Raw genomic sequence first — 16,901 nt, forward strand, 5'->3', positions numbered from 1 at the left:
ATTGACAGGATACCGGTCAAGGTAAGTTCTCGCGTTCCTGGCTTGCGCCAATCTCATCGCTTGGCAAGAAATACGCTAGAATAGCGCCACTAATTTGTGGAGAGAATGCCATGTCGATGGCTGACCGAGACGGTCATATTTGGTATGACGGCAAGCTGGTGCCGTGGCGCAAAGCCACCACCCATGTGCTTACACACTCTCTGCACTATGGCCTGGCAGTTTTCGAGGGCCTGCGCGCGTATAAAACGGCCATGGGCACCGCCATCTTCCGGCTAAGAGAACATACGGAGCGGCTGTTTGGCTCGGCGCACATTTACATGATGAAAATTCCGTACCAAAGAGAAACCATCATGGAAGCGCAAAAAGAAGTGGTGCGCGCAAACAAGCTTACCGAGTGTTATATCCGGCCGATCGCATTCTACGGCTCGGAGAAAATGGGCGTTTCACCCAAAGGCGCCAAAGTGCATGTCGCAATAGCCGCGTGGCCGTGGGGTGCATATCTGGGCACGGAAGGGTTGGAAAAAGGTATCCGCGTCAAAACCTCGTCTTTTATGCGGCATCATGTTAACGTGACGATGTGCCGCGCAAAATACTCCGGCACGTACGCTAACTCCATCCTTGCCAACGCTGAAGCAACCGAGCAAGGCTATGACGAAGCGTTGTTGCTGGACGTGGATGGTTTTGTCGCTGAAGGCGCGGGGGAAAACCTGTTCCTCGTCAGGAACGGCAAGCTGTACGAACCGGAACTTACCTCGGCCCTCATCGGCATTACTCGCGATGCGGTGATAACGTTGGCGCGCGAAGCGGGATACGAAGTTTCGGCCAAGCGCATCACGCGCGACGATGTCTACAACGCAGACGAAGCCTTTTTCACCGGCACAGCGGCTGAAGTAACTCCGATCCGGGAATTGGACAACCGCAAAATTGGTTCCGGCAAGCGCGGTCCCGTGACCAAAAAACTGCAGTCAATGTTTTTCGATTGCGTTGCCGGCAGGTCTAAAAAGCACGGCGACTGGCTGACCCCGATTTAAGGAAAATTGCATGCCGGAACAAACGGTCAATAAAGCCCGCGTTATTGAAATTACGGCAAAAGATCTGCCGTTGCATTGCCCGACGCCGTCGCAAATATTGTGGAACTCACATCCTCGCGTGTTTTTGCCAATTGAGGAAACCGGAGAAGCGCTTTGCCCTTATTGCGGGACGCGCTATATACTCAAAGGCGGACCCGTTAAGACCGGGCAGTAGTTGTGCCGCAATACAAGATCCTGGTTGTGGCTCCCTCGTGGCTGGGTGATGCCGTTCTTGCACAGCCCATGTTGAGAAGGCTGCATCAGCGATTCCCGGAGTTAACTTTGGATGTGCTCGCTCCACCCTGGGTTGCGGCATTGTTTGAGCGCATGGCCGAAGTCGATCAAGTCGTACTGAGCCCATTTCGGCACGGCGAATTCGAACTTGCGCAGCGCTGGAAGCTGGGGCGCTCCCTTGCATACAAGGGTTATCAGCAGGCGATTGTCCTTCCGAATTCATGGAAATCCGCCCTGATTCCGTTTTTTGCAGGGATTCCCTTGCGCACCGGGTTTACCGGAGAAATGCGTTTCGGTCTGCTCAACGATGCAAGGCCACTCGATAAAAAACAATTCCCCAGGATGGTCGAACGTTTTGCCTTGCTCGGCGAGGAGCGCGCCGCCACACCGCAGACACAGCTTGCCCGCCCCAGTCTGCAGGTGGCCGCGGGCCGGCGCGAGGAAACCCTGAAAAACATGGGTCTCAACACACATAGACCTGTGGCGGTGTTTTGCCCGGGCGCGGAGTACGGGCCGGCGAAACGCTGGCCGGCAAAATATTTTGCGGAACTTGCGCAGCAGTTGCGAAATTACCAAGTTTGGTCAATCGGCTCGCCTAACGATCAATCGATCGGCGAAGAAATCCGGCAATTAAGTGGCGGCGTCGCTATCAACCTCTGCGGGAAGACCGGTCTTGCGCAAGCAATTGACCTGCTGTCATGCGCCTCGCTGGTGGTAAGCAATGACTCGGGACTCATGCACGTCGCCGCGGCGCTCGACAAGCCAATGCTGGCGCTTTATGGTTCAAGCAGTCCGGCTTTTACCCCGCCTCTGTCAGACCATGCGCAGGTCCTCAAACTCGAGATGCCGTGCAGTCCATGCTTTCAGCGTGTATGCCCGCTCGGTCACTTCAACTGCATGATGCAATTGACGCCCGACCAGGTTTTGGCCAAGATTGGCGTCAAAAAACCATGAAGACTTCGATATTCCCTACCCCGCAGGACGCCGAAGCCGCGTTTTACGAGGCTTTCGAAAACGCCGACCTTGATGCCATGATGGCGGTATGGGCCGAGGACGAGGAAGTCGTGTGCGTTCATCCCTCGGGTCCACGGCTCAGCGGAATCGCGCAAATCAGAGAAAGCTGGCGGCAGCTGTTCGCCAATGGGCCCAGCCTGCGTTTTCATATCAGCGGTCAGCAATACCTGCGCGGCATGTTGCTCTCCGTGCACAGCGTCTATGAAAACATCGCGGTGACCGGCGAAAGCACGCCGCGCAGCCCGGTTATTGCCACCAACATTTATGTACTCACAGAGAAAGGCTGGCGCATGCTGCTGCATCATGCCTGCGCCGCGCCGGTCAGCACCAAGACAAGCAGCGATCCGGCGCCAACTGTGCTGCATTGATTTCGAAATCCGCTGAATATCCACACATGCACGCATATCGTGCGCCATGGTGGCTCCCCGGCGGCCATGTGCAGACCATTTATCCGGTATTTCTCGGCGCGCTTTACCCTGTCGATTACCGGCGCGAGCGTTGGGATACTCCGGACGGCGATTTCATTGATATTGATTGGATCGAGGGCGGGTCCAACAAGCCGCTGCTCGCGATGTTTCACGGGCTCGAAGGCGGCTCGCGCAGCCATTATGCATTGAGTTTGATGTGCGCGGTGCGCCAACTCAATTGGCGCGGTGCGGTGATTCTGTTTCGCAGTTGCAGCGGCGAGATCAACCGCTTGCCGCGCGCTTATCACTCAGGCGACAGCGCCGAAATCGACTGGATCTTGCGCAGATTAAAAACGCAGAATCCGCAGTCCCCAATATATGCGGTTGGCGTATCGCTTGGTGGCAACGTATTGCTCAAATGGCTGGGCGAGCAGGGTGAGAAAGCCAGAATTATTGTCAAGGCAGCAGCGGCTGTTTCCGCGCCGGTCGACTTGATAGCGACCGGCGATAATTTGGGACACGGATTTAACCTGTTTTACACACGTGCGTTCCTCGCCAGCATGAAACGGAAATTCCTGCACAAGCTCGAGCGTTTTCCCAAGTTGGTCGACCGCGAAGCAATGCTGCGTTCCCGCACGCTACGCCAGTTTGACGACGCGGTCACCGCACCTTTGCACGGATTTAAAGACACCGATGACTACTGGACCCGCGCGAGCAGCAAGCCGGTCTTGGCAAATATTCGTTTGCCAACACTGATCATCAATGCCAAAAACGACCCGTTTCTGCCCGCAAGCGCGCTGCCGTCGACCGCTGAAGTATCGCCTGCGGTAACACTGAACTTTCCGGATACCGGCGGCCACGCGGGTTTCGCGAGCGGCCGTATTCCAGGCCATCTCGACTGGCTGCCGCAACACATATTGAAGTTTTTCAATGATTCAAATTGACAGGATCAATGGGATTCATCAGGATTGACTCGAAGCAAGTTTAAACAATCTCAATAACTCACGAAGCCCGACTGGTCGCTGTGACTGCTCTGCCCAAAGAAATCTTCAAAGCCTACGACATCCGCGGCGTCGTCGGCAAAACTCTCACTCCCCCAATTGCCGAAGCCATAGGGCGTGCCATCGGCTCCGAGGCACTGGCACGCAAGCAAAAAACTGTTGCGGTTGGACGCGATGGCCGCTTATCGGGGCCGGAGTTGTCGGCTGCGCTGGCGCGCGGAATTCAGCGGAGCGGCGTGGACGTAATAGATATCGGCATGGTGGCGACTCCAATGCTGTATTTCGCCAACTTTCATTTGCAAACTTATTCCGGAGTCATGATCACCGGCTCGCATAATCCTCCTGATTACAACGGCATCAAAATCGTGCTGGGCGGCGAGACACTTTCAGGCGAATCCATTCAGCAACTCAGGATACGCATTGAAAACGACGATCTCTCCCAAGGCAGTGGCGTATATCGACAGGTGAACATCGCTGAGGCCTATCTAAACCGCATCACAGGCGATATCAAGCTGGGAAGGCAACTTAAAATTGTCCTGGATTGCGGCAACGGCGTGGCCGGGGCGTTTGCACCCAAGCTTTACCGCAATCTGGGCTGCGAAGTGAAGGAATTATTCTGCGAAGTAGACGGTAATTTTCCCAACCATCATCCCGATCCTACCCAACCCGAAAATTTAAAGGATGTTATGCATGCGCTGAGATCCGGTGACGCTGAAATTGGCTTAGCCTTCGACGGCGACGGTGATCGCCTGGGCGTAGTCACCAAGGACGGAAAAATTATCTATGCGGACCGCCAGCTGATGCTTTTTGCGGCCGACATGCTTTCTAGAAATCCCGGCGCAGAAATTATTTTTGACGTGAAATGCACGCGCAACCTGTCCTCGTGGATACTCGAGCACGGCGGCAAACCGATCTTGTGGAAAACTGGCCATTCGCTCATAAAAAAGAAAATGCGGGAATCCGGCGCGTTGCTCGCAGGTGAGATGAGCGGGCATATTTTTTTCAAGGAGCGCTGGTACGGTTTCGATGATGGTCTCTATGCCGGCGCGCGGCTTTTGGAATATCTGAGCCATCAGCCCGATATCAGCGCAACGCTCCATGACCTTCCCGATTCGGTGAATACCCCCGAGCTGCACATGCAATTGCAAGAAGGTGAAAACTATGCGCTGATTGAAAAACTGCAAAAAACAGCGCGCTTCACTGATGCTAAGGAAGTAATAAAGGTAGACGGGTTGCGAGTAGAATACGCCGACGGCTTCGGCCTTGCCCGCTCGTCCAATACCACTCCGGTGATCGTTTTGCGGTTCGAAGCAGATAATCAAACCGCATTAAAACGCATTCAGGAAGACTTCAGGAAAGTTATTCTCGCCGCCAAGCCCGACGCGGTGTTACCGTTTTAAAGCAAGCCTTCCGCGCGCTCATCACCTATATCACCCCACGCTAGAAGCGCGTCAACTGGAAACCTCGTCATGCCTGAAGCAGCTTATGGTGTGGTCATTCACCATCCCTACCGCCTGCATGAAGGCATAGCATATCGTGGTGCCGACGAATTTGAAGCCGAGCTTTCTTAAGGCCTTGCTCAGGGCGTCGGAATGCACGGTCGAAGCGGGCACCTGCCCCGCCGAGCGCCAGTGATTCACAATGGGCCTGCCGCCGACAAACTGCCAGACGAATTGATCGAAGCTGCCATACTGCTCTCGAATTTCCAGGAGTGCCCTGGCATTGATAATGGCCGACTTGATTTTCGCGCGGTTGCGCACGATGGCTGGATTGTCCAGCAGCGCGCCGATTTTATCTTCGCCGTAGCGCGCAATTTTTTCGGGATTGAAATTATCGAAGGCCTTGCGGAACGCTTCGCGCTTTTTCAGGATGGTGAGCCAGCTCAGGCCCGCCTGCGCGCCTTCGAGAATCAGGAATTCAAATAGCCTGCGGTCGTCATGCACCGGCACGCCCCATTCGCGGTCGTGATATGCAAGGTAAAGAGGGTCGCTCTCAACCCAGGTGCAACGGGAGACAACTAAATTTTTCGCTCCACCCACTGTGCCACGCCGGCGAGTGCCTGCGCCAGCTTAGCGGGTTCGGTGCCGCCCGCTTGCGCCATGTCAGGCCGTCCGCCGCCCTTCCCCCCAACTTGCTGCGCGACATGATTCACCAGGTCCCCCGCTTTAATTTTTGAGGTCAGGTCGGCCGTGACACCCGCAATCAGCGCGACCTTCCCGTCTTCGGTTGAGCCGAGTACAACCACGCAGGATTTGAGCTTCTCCTTGAGCTTATCCACGGTTGCGCGCAGTGCCCTGGTATCTGCGCCGTCCACCACGGCGGCCAGTACTTTGATGCCGTTTACATCAACCGCTTGATCAATCAATTCGTCCCCCTGCGACGTCGCAAGCCTCGATTTGAGCCGCGTAATTTCTTTTTCCAGCGCGCGCACGTTTTCGACAATCTGGTTGATTTTCGCTGTGAGTTCCTGAGGCTGCGCTTTCAACGCCGTGGCGGCTTCCCGCATTTGCGCTTCCTGTTGCTGCACGTATTCCAGCGCCCCTTCGCCAGTCACCGCTTCGACACGGCGGATACCCGCAGCCACTCCCGATTCCGAAACTATCTTGAAGAAGCCGATGTCGCCGGCGCGCTTTACGTGCGTGCCCCCGCAAAGCTCGGTGGAGAAATCACCCATGCGCAGCACCCGCACCTCGTCGCCGTATTTTTCGCCGAACAGCGCCATCGCGCCGGATTTGATGGCTTCGTCGTATTTCATGATGCGCGCTTCGGCCGGCTCGTTGCGGCGTATCTCGCGGTTGACCAGGTCTTCCACTTCGTGAATTTGTTGCTGCGTGACCGGCTGCGGGTGGGAAAAATCGAAGCGCGTTTTAAATTCATCCACCAGCGAACCCTTCTGCAGAACGTGCGTGCCCAACACTTGCCTGAGCGCTGAATGCATCAAATGCGTGGCGGAATGGTTGTGCATGGTGCGGGTGCGCAATTGCAAATCCACTTCCGCGCTTACCCTGTCGCCAATGCGCAGTTCGCCGGCCGTGAGCACGCCGTGATGGCCGAAGACTTCAGCCTGAATCTTCTGCGTGTCGTCCACATTAAATCTCGCGCGCGGCGTGGCCGAGCCAATCAGCACGCCGCGGTCGCCCACCTGTCCGCCGGATTCAGCATAAAACGGCGTGCGGTCGAGGACTACAATGGCGTGTTGCCCTTGCTCGATGCGCTCGACTGCGCTGCCTTCTACATAAAGCGCAACGACGCTTGCGTTCAGCTTTAATGTATCGTAGCCGTGGAACTCGGTTTGCTTGCCGCTATATTCCACGACGCCCTGCGCACCGAATTTCGATGCGGCCCGGCCGCGTTCCCGCTGACGCTCCATCGCTGCCTCGAAACCCGCAAAATCCACTGTGATACCGCGCTCACGAGCAATATCGGCAGTAAGGTCGAGCGGAAATCCGTACGTGTCGTAAAGCTTAAACACCGTTTCGCCATCCAACATGCGGTCTTCGGCCTGAAGCGCCGACTCCAACACCTGCATGCCGTTCTCCAATGTTTCAGCAAAACGCTCTTCTTCTTGCTTGAGCACTTGCGAGGCACGCTCCGCCCCGCTCGCCAGTTCCGGATACACCGCGCCCATTGCTTGCGCCAAATCCGCGACCAGTGAATAAAAGAAAGGCTGCTTCTGGCCTAGTTTATAGCCGTGCCGGATGGCGCGGCGAATAATTCGTCGCAGCACGTAGCCGCGCCCTTCGTTGCCGGGAATCACTCCGTCCACAATGAGGAAGCTGCACGCGCGAATATGGTCGGCAATGACCTTTAGCGAATTGCTGGAATAGTTCTTGGTATGCGTGGCGCCCGCCGCGGCGTTGATCAGATCCTTGAACAAATCGATTTCGTAATTGCTGTGCACACCTTGCATCACTGCGGCGATGCGCTCCAGCCCCATGCCCGTATCGACCGAAGGCTTGGGAAGCGGATTCAATGTTCCCGCGTCATCGCGGTTGTACTGCATGAACACCAGGTTCCAGATTTCGACAAACCGGTCGCCTTGATCACCGTGCCCGCCCGGCGGGCTGCCGGCAATGCCCGCCCCGTGGTCATAGAAAATCTCGGTGCACGGCCCGCAGGGACCGGTATCCCCCATCTGCCAGAAATTATCCATTGTGGCGATGCGCGCGAAACGCTTGTCGCAAACCCGAATGTCCTTTAGCCACACATCCGCGGCCTCGTTGTCCTCGGTGTAGACCGTAACCCACAGCTTGTCTTCGGGTATTTTGAGCACGTCGGTTAGAAATTCCCAAGCGTAGCGGATCGCTTCGCGCTTGAAATAGTCGCCGAAGCTGAAATTGCCCAGCATTTCAAAAAAAGTGTGATGGCGCGCAGTATAACCAACGTTCTCCAGATCGTTATGCTTGCCGCCGGCCCGCAAACAGCGCTGTGCGCTCACCGCTCGCACGAAAGGACGCTGCTCTCTGCCAAGAAACACGTCCTTGAACTGAACCATGCCGGCATTGGTAAAAAGCAGCGTGGGATCGTTTGCTGGAACGAGCGGGCTCGACGCGATGACCGCGTGGTCCTTGCTCCTGAAATATTCCAGAAACGTATTGCGGATTTCACTGCTCTTCATAAACTCACTTGTCACTATTCACCTTCGACTGCGCCCCGCAAAAGCTTCAGGATAACATCCAGATCAAAACCCCTGCCCCGCATAAACCTGAGTTGCTTTCCTTTCTCACTGGCAGTCCTGGGCAACTTGCCGAATTTTTTCCGCCATACCGCTCGCGCCGCTTCCAGTTCAGTCTCGCGGATTCGGGATGTTGCCTCGGAAATGGCGTCCTCGGACACGCCTTTGACACGCAGTTCCCGGGCAATGTGCTGTGCGCCGAACCTGCTGCGGCGCGCATGAACAGTTTGCTCCACCACGCGCGTCTCGGACAGCCAGCCGCGCTTTTCGAAATCGTCGAGCAAACCCTGGATATCGTCGGAATGCTCGGCATGCGGCGCAAGTTTACGCTGCAGTTCCAGTCTCGAGTACTCGCGCCGTGCTAGGCAGCGCAACGCGCGCTCACGCAGGCTAGGCTCTCTTTTCACCTGCCTGTTTCTGAGGAACGTTCACGCCGACGTTGGCGCGGATTTTGGCTTCGATTTCCTGCGCCAGCTTGCCATGTTCTTTCAAATAGTCGCGAGCGCTGTCCTTGCCTTGGCCGATTTTTTCCCCCTTGTAGGCATACCACGCGCCCGATTTCTCGATGAGCTTATGAATTACGCCGAGCTCGATGATCTCTCCTTCGCGGGAAATACCCTCTCCGTACAAAATATCGAAATCCGCCTGTTTGAATGGCGGCGCCACTTTGTTTTTTACCACCTTGGCGCGGGTTTCATTGCCGATTACCTCGTCGCCTTTCTTGATGGAACCAATGCGGCGGATGTCGATGCGCACTGAAGAGTAGAACTTGAGCGCATTGCCGCCGGTGGTGGTTTCGGGATTGCCGAACATCACGCCGATTTTCATGCGGATCTGGTTGATGAAAATCACCAATGTATTGGAGCGCTTGATGTTGGCGGTGAGTTTGCGCAGCGCCTGCGACATGAGCCGCGCTTGGAGCCCCATTTGCGGCTCGCCCATTTCGCCTTCGATTTCGGCCCTTGGCGTGAGCGCCGCGACCGAGTCCACGACAACCACGTCCACCGAGCCGGACCGTACCAGCATATCCGCTATTTCCAGCGCCTGTTCGCCGTTGTCCGGCTGCGAAATCAGTAAATCCTCCACCTTTACGCCGAGTTTCTTGGCGTACTGGGGGTCGAGCGCATGCTCGGCATCGATGAACGCCGCAGTGCCGCCCAGCTTCTGCGCTTCGGCGACCGCCTGCAGCGCCAGCGTAGTCTTGCCCGATGATTCCGGTCCGTAAATTTCGACCACGCGCCCGCGCGGCAGTCCGCCTACGCCGAGCGCGATATCCAACCCCAGCGAGCCTGTGGACACGACCTGGATGTCTTTCGCCACCTCGCTCTCGCCGAGGCGCATCACCGAGCCTTTGCCAAATTGTTTCTCGATCTGCGACAGGGCCGCCGCCAGCGCCTTGCTTTTATTTTCGTCCATAAATTGACCCCTTTGTTTATCTCATGAATTATGTCACAAGTGATTAAACGTCGAAAGCTAACGCCGGAGGACGCAGGCGTGTGTTATCTGAAGACCAACGCGCAATTGTCGGAAAACAGCAGGAAAAACCGCTGTTATTATTTCCAGGTTGAGCGGCAGATCAGGCGCGACAGCTCTATTCGACCCAACCACCCCAAGTAATAGAGGGAGGGGACTTTTCGAACCACCTGTGCGGATAGTGGACCATCCCGGGAATCAGCCGAGTCCAGACCACGGCGACCAATGCAAGAATACCAATCCCCACTGTAACGGTTTGCCAAATTGCAATCAATCCAGCATGCGAGTGCATCATGATCAGCGGATTCGCCCCCGCGGGCGGATGCACCGTTTTGGTTACAAGCATGAATATCAGCGTCAGCACAAGCGCTAGGACGTAGACCCAAACCGCGCTGCCAAAGAACTGGAAGCAAAGAACACCGATCAGAGCGCTGCTTATATGACCACCGAACAGTGCCCGTGGCTGTGCTGCCGGTGCGCGTGAGACCAAAGAGGAAAACTGCGGTGCCGCCGATCGAGGCGAGAAAAAGGGGCGACGACGGCGTATCCACAAATTCGAGGAATAAGCCAAGTGCCAGCGCCGCACCTGCCGCAGACGAACCCAACCGCAGTAGGTCTCTTGCGAGAATGCGCGATTTGTCAGGTTCAGCCGGCTCAGCGGACATTTATTTGATACCGAAAAATTTGTTGGGTTGCCGTTTGAGCGGGTGCAGGAGCCAAGCGCGACCCGACGGCATAGCGCACGTGCCTGGATCCGATTTTTTTCCACACTCTCATTTTTTATTTCACTTTCGAATTATGGCATAAGTGCCCAAACGCAGGAAGCCGACAACGGAATGCATATGCTTGCGGGAGCCTGACATTCCGGTTCAGCCGAGCAGCACCCCTCGCTCGTGCTCAGTTGGATGCAGGTTGAACTGCGGTTGGTCGTCACAGCCGACGTGCTCAGGACCTGGCGTGCTGCCGGCTCACAGCGATCGCAGACGGGTGCGTCAATGTCTGATAGACCACGCAATGCCGCTCCGTCAGTCGCAAAAGAGTTGCCCACTGTTCATCAGTGGCGTCGGTGTCCAGCGTGAACTGAAGGCGGATGGCCTGGATCCCGACAGGAACCTCCTTTGACATTCCGAGGGTGCCGCGAAAGTCGAGATCGCCTTCCGCCTGAATAGTGGCATCGCGAAGCTCGATGCCAAGCGCTGTGGCGACCGCGTTCAAGGTGACTCCCGCGCACGCCACCGGCGCCTCAAGCAGCATGTCTCCGGAACAGGCGCTTAGCCCGGTCTCGCCGGTTGCGGGGTGCAGACCTGCGACCACCAGCGTTTTGCCCGTCTCAAGCTTGCAGCTGACGCGGTCGCCGAGACGCCCTTGCGCTCGAAGGGTAATGAGCGCAGCTTCCGGCGCTTGCGGTAGTGCTTCTTTAGCGGCGCTTGTTCGACTCGCAATTCTTCCGCATTCAAGGTGAGTTCTCCGCGGGCTCTTAGTACGGTGCGCGATATCTGCGATTAAACGCGCGGATCGGCGCGAGAAACGACGCTTGCGACGCGGCGCCGTCCATTGCACCGCTAGATCGCATAGACGCTAAGGGTTGCATCGATACGGGTAATCCATCTGGTTAGCGATTCGGGCACGCGCGTCCGAGCCCGCCAATCTTTGCACCACATGCAATCCTGCATCGATAGAGGAGGAAACGCCACCTGCGGTAATGATATCGCCTTCATCGACTACCCGATCGCGAACCACCATTCCGCAGTAGGGTTCAAGCTCCTTGTAGGCGCTATGATGTGTAGTCGCGCGCCTGCCCACCAAAAAACCTGCCGCACCGAGCAGAAGCGAGCCGGTGCATACAGATACCTTCAGCGGCACAGACCGAGCAGTTCTCAACCAATCAAGAAAAGAGCGATCGCGCTGCAGCTTTTGCGTGCCGAATCCACCGGGCACGAAAAGCATGTCGTAAGAACTGAGGGGTTCGGCGACAATGTCGGCTTCGAACCGAAGCCCGCGATCATCTGCAACTTGCCGAGTCAATGAGCAGATGCGCCACTCGAAATCGTCCATTATCTGCATCGACTTGAGGCGCGTTACTGGATCATAGAACCCGACAAAGTCGAGAGATGTCATACGCTCAAATACTACGAAAGCAGCTTTCATAAAATCTATCTCCCGCTATCGTGCACGGTCCGACGCTTCGAATCAGTGCCCATATGGAACCATGCCGCCGCAACAGGCAGACGGTCGTCAATGTGCACGGTATGCGAAGCAATTGTCATTTGGTGTGCCAACCAACACTTCGGTGGCGGTTAGCAAACCGATCAGCAGCATGACAGCGGACTTCGTGACCCAGCAGACAAAAATAAAACACGGCGGTGCCTTCGGCCGTTCCGGTTGATGGTGTTGTTGGGCACCTTACAATTTCTTACTGAGAATAGCCGCCTGATACCGGGCTCGAAGCCGCGAGTCTTTAATTAACGCATGATAATGCAGTTGTCTCCAGCACCACCCATTTTGCGGAGAATTCGGTTGGCGCGTTTAGCAAATTTTATTTGCTATCCAGATGGAAATACCCACGCTCTTTTCCCGCCTTGCAAAACACCTCGGCCGTCTCCTGGATAGCGTCGTCATAATACTCGACCTCCACTTCCGCAAGACCGCTGAAAGCACATTCATTACCGGAAACTTTTGAATGGCGTCAAATGAAGCGTCAATCGCCCCAAGTAAGTCTCCTAGGCGACGGGACGCTCCCTCGATCGGGCCCGCTTGGATCAGTGCGCAAAAGGCAATCTACAGTGCCGCCAACAGACGGCCTTTTCTACTCCGCAATCACCACACCCTGCGCGGTGTCGGAATGGTATTCGCCCATGAATGGATATCGTCCAGGGGCGAGCGGCCTCAGACGTACCTTTCCTGTTCCCCCGCCGACTACGACCTTCTCGACTTTGAGCGCGTCGGACTCGAATTCTTCGGCGGTCACATCCTCGTTTTTAATTATAAGGCTGGTCGCTTGTCCCGCTGGTACATGAATCTCGGAGGGCGAGAATTTGTGGTCCTTGATGGTCACCTCGAAGGTCTTGATGTCATCCGCCAGGGAAGGTCCAATCGACCCAAGGGCAAGGGCAAGCCCGAGGAGAACGGAGCGCAAGCGAATGCCCGCACCGTACTGCAATAAATGTTCTTCTGGTTGTTTGCATTTCATGATCATCATGCCTCCTCGAACAATCCTTGGGCGACAAAACCTCCCTTGGAAATACCGCCGGGACAGGCAAAAAGTCCGCCGCCGACATGGGTGACAAACTGGTTCATCATGTCGAACTTCGACAGTTTCTCAAATATCTTGATAAATCCAGCCCTGGGGTCACGCTGATAGGCTACAAAAAACAGGCCCGCGTCGTATTCCAGCCCCTGCCGCCAGGGCGGCCAGCGCTCGGCAACGAAATTGACGCCTTCATTATAAGAGTAAGGCCGTCGTAGAATTTGCGCGCCATCATTGTTCGCCGCAGCAGCGAGCCGCACATGGGAATTTTCCGGAATCACCGCATTGCCATCCTTGTCGGTGGCATCGAGATCGAGCGCATCGAATTCTTTTTGTCCGCCGAGCGGGGCACCGGTATATTTGTGCCGGCCAAAGGTCTGCTCCTGGAACGCAACCTTCATGCGGTCCCAGTGCTCGAGTGCCATACGAATGCGGCGGACGACCACATAGCTTCCTCCGCGCATCCAGTTTGGTCCTTCGTTGCCAACCCAGACGAAGCGCTCCATCGCAGCGGGGTCGCTCACGGCTGGATTAATCGTTCCGTCCTTGAAACCCATCAGGTTACGCGGCGTCTCTTTACCGCCGAAATTCGGGATAAATCCAGTTTGCGCCCAGCGGATCTGCGCCACGTTCGCGGCAAGACGCGCAAGCTGTCGCACGGCATGGAATGTAACTTGTGGATCGTCGGCGCAGGCCTGTACTGAGAGATCCCCTCCCGTATCCGTCTGGACAAGCTGGTCGCCGACGAATTTGGGCAAATCAACCAGCGCGTCTGGCCGGCGCAACGCAAGGCCGTAACGGTCCTTACCATCCTTGACGAACAGTCCCGCTCCGAATCCGAATGTCACGGTGAGGCGCGCTGCCGCCAGCCCCAGCGCTTCGCCGGAATCCGCTGCCATCGTGCGCGGATCGCGCTTCATGTCGTCATCATAGCCCTTGGTGTTGGCTTCGGAATCGCCGCCGACGGGTGTCAGTCCGTCGTGAAGCGGTTGAGCCGTTTCGCCCGCCGCCATTCGCGCCGCTGCTGAAGTCCAACTGCGCAGTAACGCGATAACATCCTCGCGTTTGGTGGTGGTAAGGTCGAACGCCGCGAAATAACTGTGCTGTTGCGCAGGCGTCACGATGCCGCCCTGATGCAAACCCCAAAACGGTTCCAGTTCCTTGCGGTGGGAAATGGCACCCGCGGGCTGGGCTTTCGCATCCGCCGTCGCCGGTGCCAAAACACCGGCGCTGAGTCCTGTGCCCGCAGCGGCTACCAGGCGGGCCGTCTTGACAAGGAAACCACGACGCGAAGCGAGAAACTTGACAGGGTCCCGCTGCCTCACCGCGTCGCCTCCATCAGCGTGTTTATATCGTCCTCGACGTAATAGAAACCACTGCCGTCCGGCTTCATCGCGATTCCGAAAAGGTCGCCGTTACCCGGTGGCAACTGGGCTTGGTCGGTATCGATCCATCTGGCGTAGATCTGCTTGCCAGTCGCGGGATCCACCTCGACTACTTGACCATTCTTGGCATTGGTGACGAGGAGGTGCCCGTTCGGAGCCATGCACATCGCGAGCGGACGTTTCAGCAATCCGTCCTTGGTCACGGTTCGGCCGGTCCCGGCGCTGGTTGTACGCGTGGTAGCCTCAGGGATCGCCACGATCTGATTGCCGAGCGCATCCGATACGTAAAGTGTCCCTTCAGGGGCAAGTACCAAACCGGTCGGGCCGATAAGGAAGGCATCCCGATCCGCTCGTTGACCAAAGCCGTTCGCGATCACAGTTTGGTTTACAATCACCGGCGGTTTTCCATCGGGAATTGACAGCTCAATGCGTAACACCGTCGCCTTACTCACCGTCACCGGGTAGCCGGTCTGCGGGTCTCGGACTTCGGGGCCGGGAACATCAAACCCCGCCATGCTGACGAATAAGGTGGCACTCGCCCCGTTGTCGACCACTGCCATATTGCCCCACGGGCCGTTGATGTTCGGACCGGACCATGCGTTGGCCAGCTGGCCATTCGAATCGAGTACGAGGAGACAGCCGTCGCCCTTGGTGCGCGTCGTACCGTCGCTGCTAGGCGTACTGCCGACGATCACCCATCCTGTTTTGAGCATGGTCATTGCCGTGCCCAAACCCACGCCACCGGGACACTGCGCCAGATGTTGCGCGAGGCTAGCAAATAGCGTTGTCTTTCTGGTAGTAGGATTGAAGTTGACGATCGTGCCCCCTGTTCCCTGCAGGTTCGATATGTTATTGAAATTTGTCACCAGCACATCATCCTTCTGAATCTTGCCTGCGGATACCGGAGCTACAACCACGGCGTAGGGGTTAAGGTCACCATTGTCTGTGACCGTCGAGGTCAGCGTGACATGCCGATGAATTGTTTCCAGGAAGCCCTGCTGCTCGGCTGCCCGCGCGTTGGTCGCGCAAAAGACGAGCATTGCGGTCAATGCCGCTACTGCAGCTCCACGGGGCATCGATACGCGTTGCGCAGCAAATGGCATGCGTTGGACATCCTTCAATAAGGCTTTGAACCACCATCGATGATAACGTAAATACGAATGATTATCAATTAGCCTAACCTCGTAGGGCCGAAAGCATCCGGACAAAAAGCTGAAAAATTGGATTGGTTCCTTGCAGGAAGTGACTGAGCGTCGGTGGTCGCGCGCTCGGCAATCGGTTTGCATGGGGAAAGTTGTCATAACACGCTCTCGTCAGAATTGAATGTTGGTCCGGATGCCGATGACGGCTTCGTTCTTTAACGCGTGATTCGGGTCGTTCGGATTGGCGACGCCGGCGCCGGGATGAAACACGTACTGAAAGTCAGGCTGGATCTGCCACCAGGGTGTCACTTGATACTGGTAAGTCATTTCGAGGACAGTCTCACTGCCTCGGACAGGAGTTAAAGAACCAGTAAAGAATGAAGTGTCGCTGTCCAAGGCGGCAGCTTGGCTGCTCACATGAGCGTAGCTTATGCCGATGCCAAAAGTGTCGTCGTCGCGGTGCAGGAATGGTTCATGGAACACGATTCCTGCGTTCAAGCTGAAATCGATGAGATTGCGATCGGCCAACGGCGTCCCCATGGCCCGAAGAAATACATTTAGGGTCCGGTCTAGTTCAGTTGCCTGTTGCCAGATCATTTGGTCCACCACGCCGTAAATTGCATAATCGCCGCTGTGGCTTTTTGCTATTCCGGTGCTGGCCGGATTGACAAGAGATAAACCGGTATTATCGAATTGTTGATCGGCAAAGTCCTTGGTGTCGTACCAGAAGCCAAGTCTGTAGGTGCGCGCTAGGGGCTCCGATTGATTTGGATAGAGCATGGTCCCGGGCGAGGGATAGGCGTACTGTAACTCCGCAATTGCGAGCGTGCCGTTCCACGGAAACGTCGTGCCTGACGGGTTTTGCTGCTGTGGATCGCCATTGCCGTTGTTCACCGGGCTGCCACTAAATACGCCTGCAAGGACCGTGAGTGAATCTGTCGGGCGCGCCCGGATCCGGACGCCGGGCGCAGATAGCGGATACGCTGGGCCGCCGCCAGGCATATCGGCCGATGGAACCATCGGCCAGCCGAACATGGTGTTGACAAACGCCAAGGCATTCTCACTGACCATGAATTCCTGATCGAGGCTCTGCTGGCCGACCCTGACGTTGAACCGATCTTCGTTTCCAAACTTTTGCTGATACCAAAGTTCCCAGAGTCGAGTCGCTGGATCGGCCTCGATGCCGCTCGCGGTTTGTAACGTGAGAAGATTTTGGGTGCTGAGATTTTGGCCGTGGATTTGCAGAGCGCTGG

17 protein-coding genes are annotated in these 16,901 nt (G+C 56.4%); 6 read left to right on the forward strand and 11 right to left on the reverse strand.

Translation table 11 applies throughout. The features are described from left to right. The first annotated feature begins 110 nt into the window (after positions 1-110). The 6 genes from VLV32_08680 (at position 111) to VLV32_08705 (ending at position 5,126) form a co-directional block, all read left to right on the forward strand. Positions 111-1,031 (forward strand): branched-chain amino acid transaminase, encoded by a 921-nt coding sequence (locus VLV32_08680; GenBank protein ID HUL41960.1) that lies wholly within the window; start codon positions 111-113, stop codon positions 1,029-1,031. 10 nt (positions 1,032-1,041) lie between these two features. Next, positions 1,042-1,245, forward strand: a complete 204-nt coding sequence (locus VLV32_08685; GenBank protein HUL41961.1) for a zinc-finger domain-containing protein — start codon at positions 1,042-1,044, stop codon at positions 1,243-1,245. A 2-nt stretch (positions 1,246-1,247) separates the two neighbouring features. Next, complete coding sequence (waaF, locus tag VLV32_08690) at positions 1,248-2,258, forward strand: lipopolysaccharide heptosyltransferase II (GenBank protein HUL41962.1); 1,011 nt, start codon at positions 1,248-1,250, stop codon at positions 2,256-2,258. Beyond that, the gene (locus VLV32_08695; GenBank protein ID HUL41963.1) at positions 2,255-2,686 is read left to right on the forward strand and encodes a nuclear transport factor 2 family protein; all 432 of its coding nucleotides are present in this window, start codon (positions 2,255-2,257) and stop codon (positions 2,684-2,686) included. The genes waaF and VLV32_08695 overlap by 4 nt, the downstream gene beginning before the upstream one ends. Positions 2,687-2,712: 26 nt before the next feature. After that, complete coding sequence (locus VLV32_08700; protein ID HUL41964.1) at positions 2,713-3,669, forward strand: alpha/beta fold hydrolase; 957 nt, start codon at positions 2,713-2,715, stop codon at positions 3,667-3,669. An 80-nt stretch (positions 3,670-3,749) separates the two neighbouring features. Continuing rightward, complete coding sequence (locus tag VLV32_08705) at positions 3,750-5,126, forward strand: phosphomannomutase/phosphoglucomutase (protein HUL41965.1); 1,377 nt, start codon at positions 3,750-3,752, stop codon at positions 5,124-5,126. Positions 5,127-5,177: 51 nt separating this feature from the next. Here VLV32_08705 and VLV32_08710 read toward each other — a convergent pair whose 3' ends face one another. From VLV32_08710 to VLV32_08760, 11 genes are all read right to left on the reverse strand, one after another. Further along, the gene (locus tag VLV32_08710) at positions 5,178-5,765 is read right to left on the reverse strand and encodes a DNA-3-methyladenine glycosylase I (protein HUL41966.1); all 588 of its coding nucleotides are present in this window, start codon (positions 5,763-5,765) and stop codon (positions 5,178-5,180) included. Beyond that, positions 5,744-8,344: an alanine--tRNA ligase gene (gene alaS, locus VLV32_08715; protein HUL41967.1), complete on the reverse strand. Its 2,601-nt coding sequence runs from the start codon at positions 8,342-8,344 to the stop codon at positions 5,744-5,746. The genes VLV32_08710 and alaS overlap by 22 nt, the downstream gene beginning before the upstream one ends. A 14-nt stretch (positions 8,345-8,358) precedes the next feature. Further along, positions 8,359-8,808, reverse strand: a complete 450-nt coding sequence (gene recX, locus VLV32_08720; GenBank protein ID HUL41968.1) for a recombination regulator RecX — start codon at positions 8,806-8,808, stop codon at positions 8,359-8,361. Then, a complete protein-coding gene (recA, locus tag VLV32_08725; GenBank protein ID HUL41969.1) occupies positions 8,792-9,817 on the reverse strand; it encodes a recombinase RecA in 1,026 nt (341 codons plus the stop codon). The genes recX and recA overlap by 17 nt, the downstream gene beginning before the upstream one ends. Before the next feature lie 175 nt (positions 9,818-9,992). Then, complete coding sequence (locus tag VLV32_08730) at positions 9,993-10,364, reverse strand: HPP family protein (protein HUL41970.1); 372 nt, start codon at positions 10,362-10,364, stop codon at positions 9,993-9,995. Positions 10,365-10,819: 455 nt separating this feature from the next. Then, entirely contained in the window at positions 10,820-11,188 is a 369-nt protein-coding gene (locus VLV32_08735; protein HUL41971.1) for an OsmC family protein, read from the reverse strand. Positions 11,189-11,452: 264 nt separating this feature from the next. Continuing rightward, positions 11,453-12,022, reverse strand: a complete 570-nt coding sequence (locus VLV32_08740; protein HUL41972.1) for a DJ-1/PfpI family protein — start codon at positions 12,020-12,022, stop codon at positions 11,453-11,455. 658 nt (positions 12,023-12,680) lie between these two features. Continuing rightward, positions 12,681-13,064 (reverse strand): cupredoxin domain-containing protein, encoded by a 384-nt coding sequence (locus VLV32_08745; protein HUL41973.1) that lies wholly within the window; start codon positions 13,062-13,064, stop codon positions 12,681-12,683. Positions 13,065-13,069: 5 nt separating this feature from the next. Next, the gene (gene efeB / locus VLV32_08750) at positions 13,070-14,446 is read right to left on the reverse strand and encodes an iron uptake transporter deferrochelatase/peroxidase subunit (GenBank protein ID HUL41974.1); all 1,377 of its coding nucleotides are present in this window, start codon (positions 14,444-14,446) and stop codon (positions 13,070-13,072) included. Beyond that, the gene (locus VLV32_08755) at positions 14,443-15,546 is read right to left on the reverse strand and encodes a hypothetical protein (protein HUL41975.1); all 1,104 of its coding nucleotides are present in this window, start codon (positions 15,544-15,546) and stop codon (positions 14,443-14,445) included. The genes efeB and VLV32_08755 overlap by 4 nt, the downstream gene beginning before the upstream one ends. 273 nt (positions 15,547-15,819) lie before the next feature. Then, positions 15,820-16,901 (reverse strand): carbohydrate porin (locus VLV32_08760; protein ID HUL41976.1); only part of this gene is annotated, 1,082 nt, incomplete at its 5' end.

The organism is Burkholderiales bacterium (assembly GCA_035518095.1).
Lineage (GTDB): Bacteria > Pseudomonadota > Gammaproteobacteria > Burkholderiales > JAHFRG01 > JAHFRG01.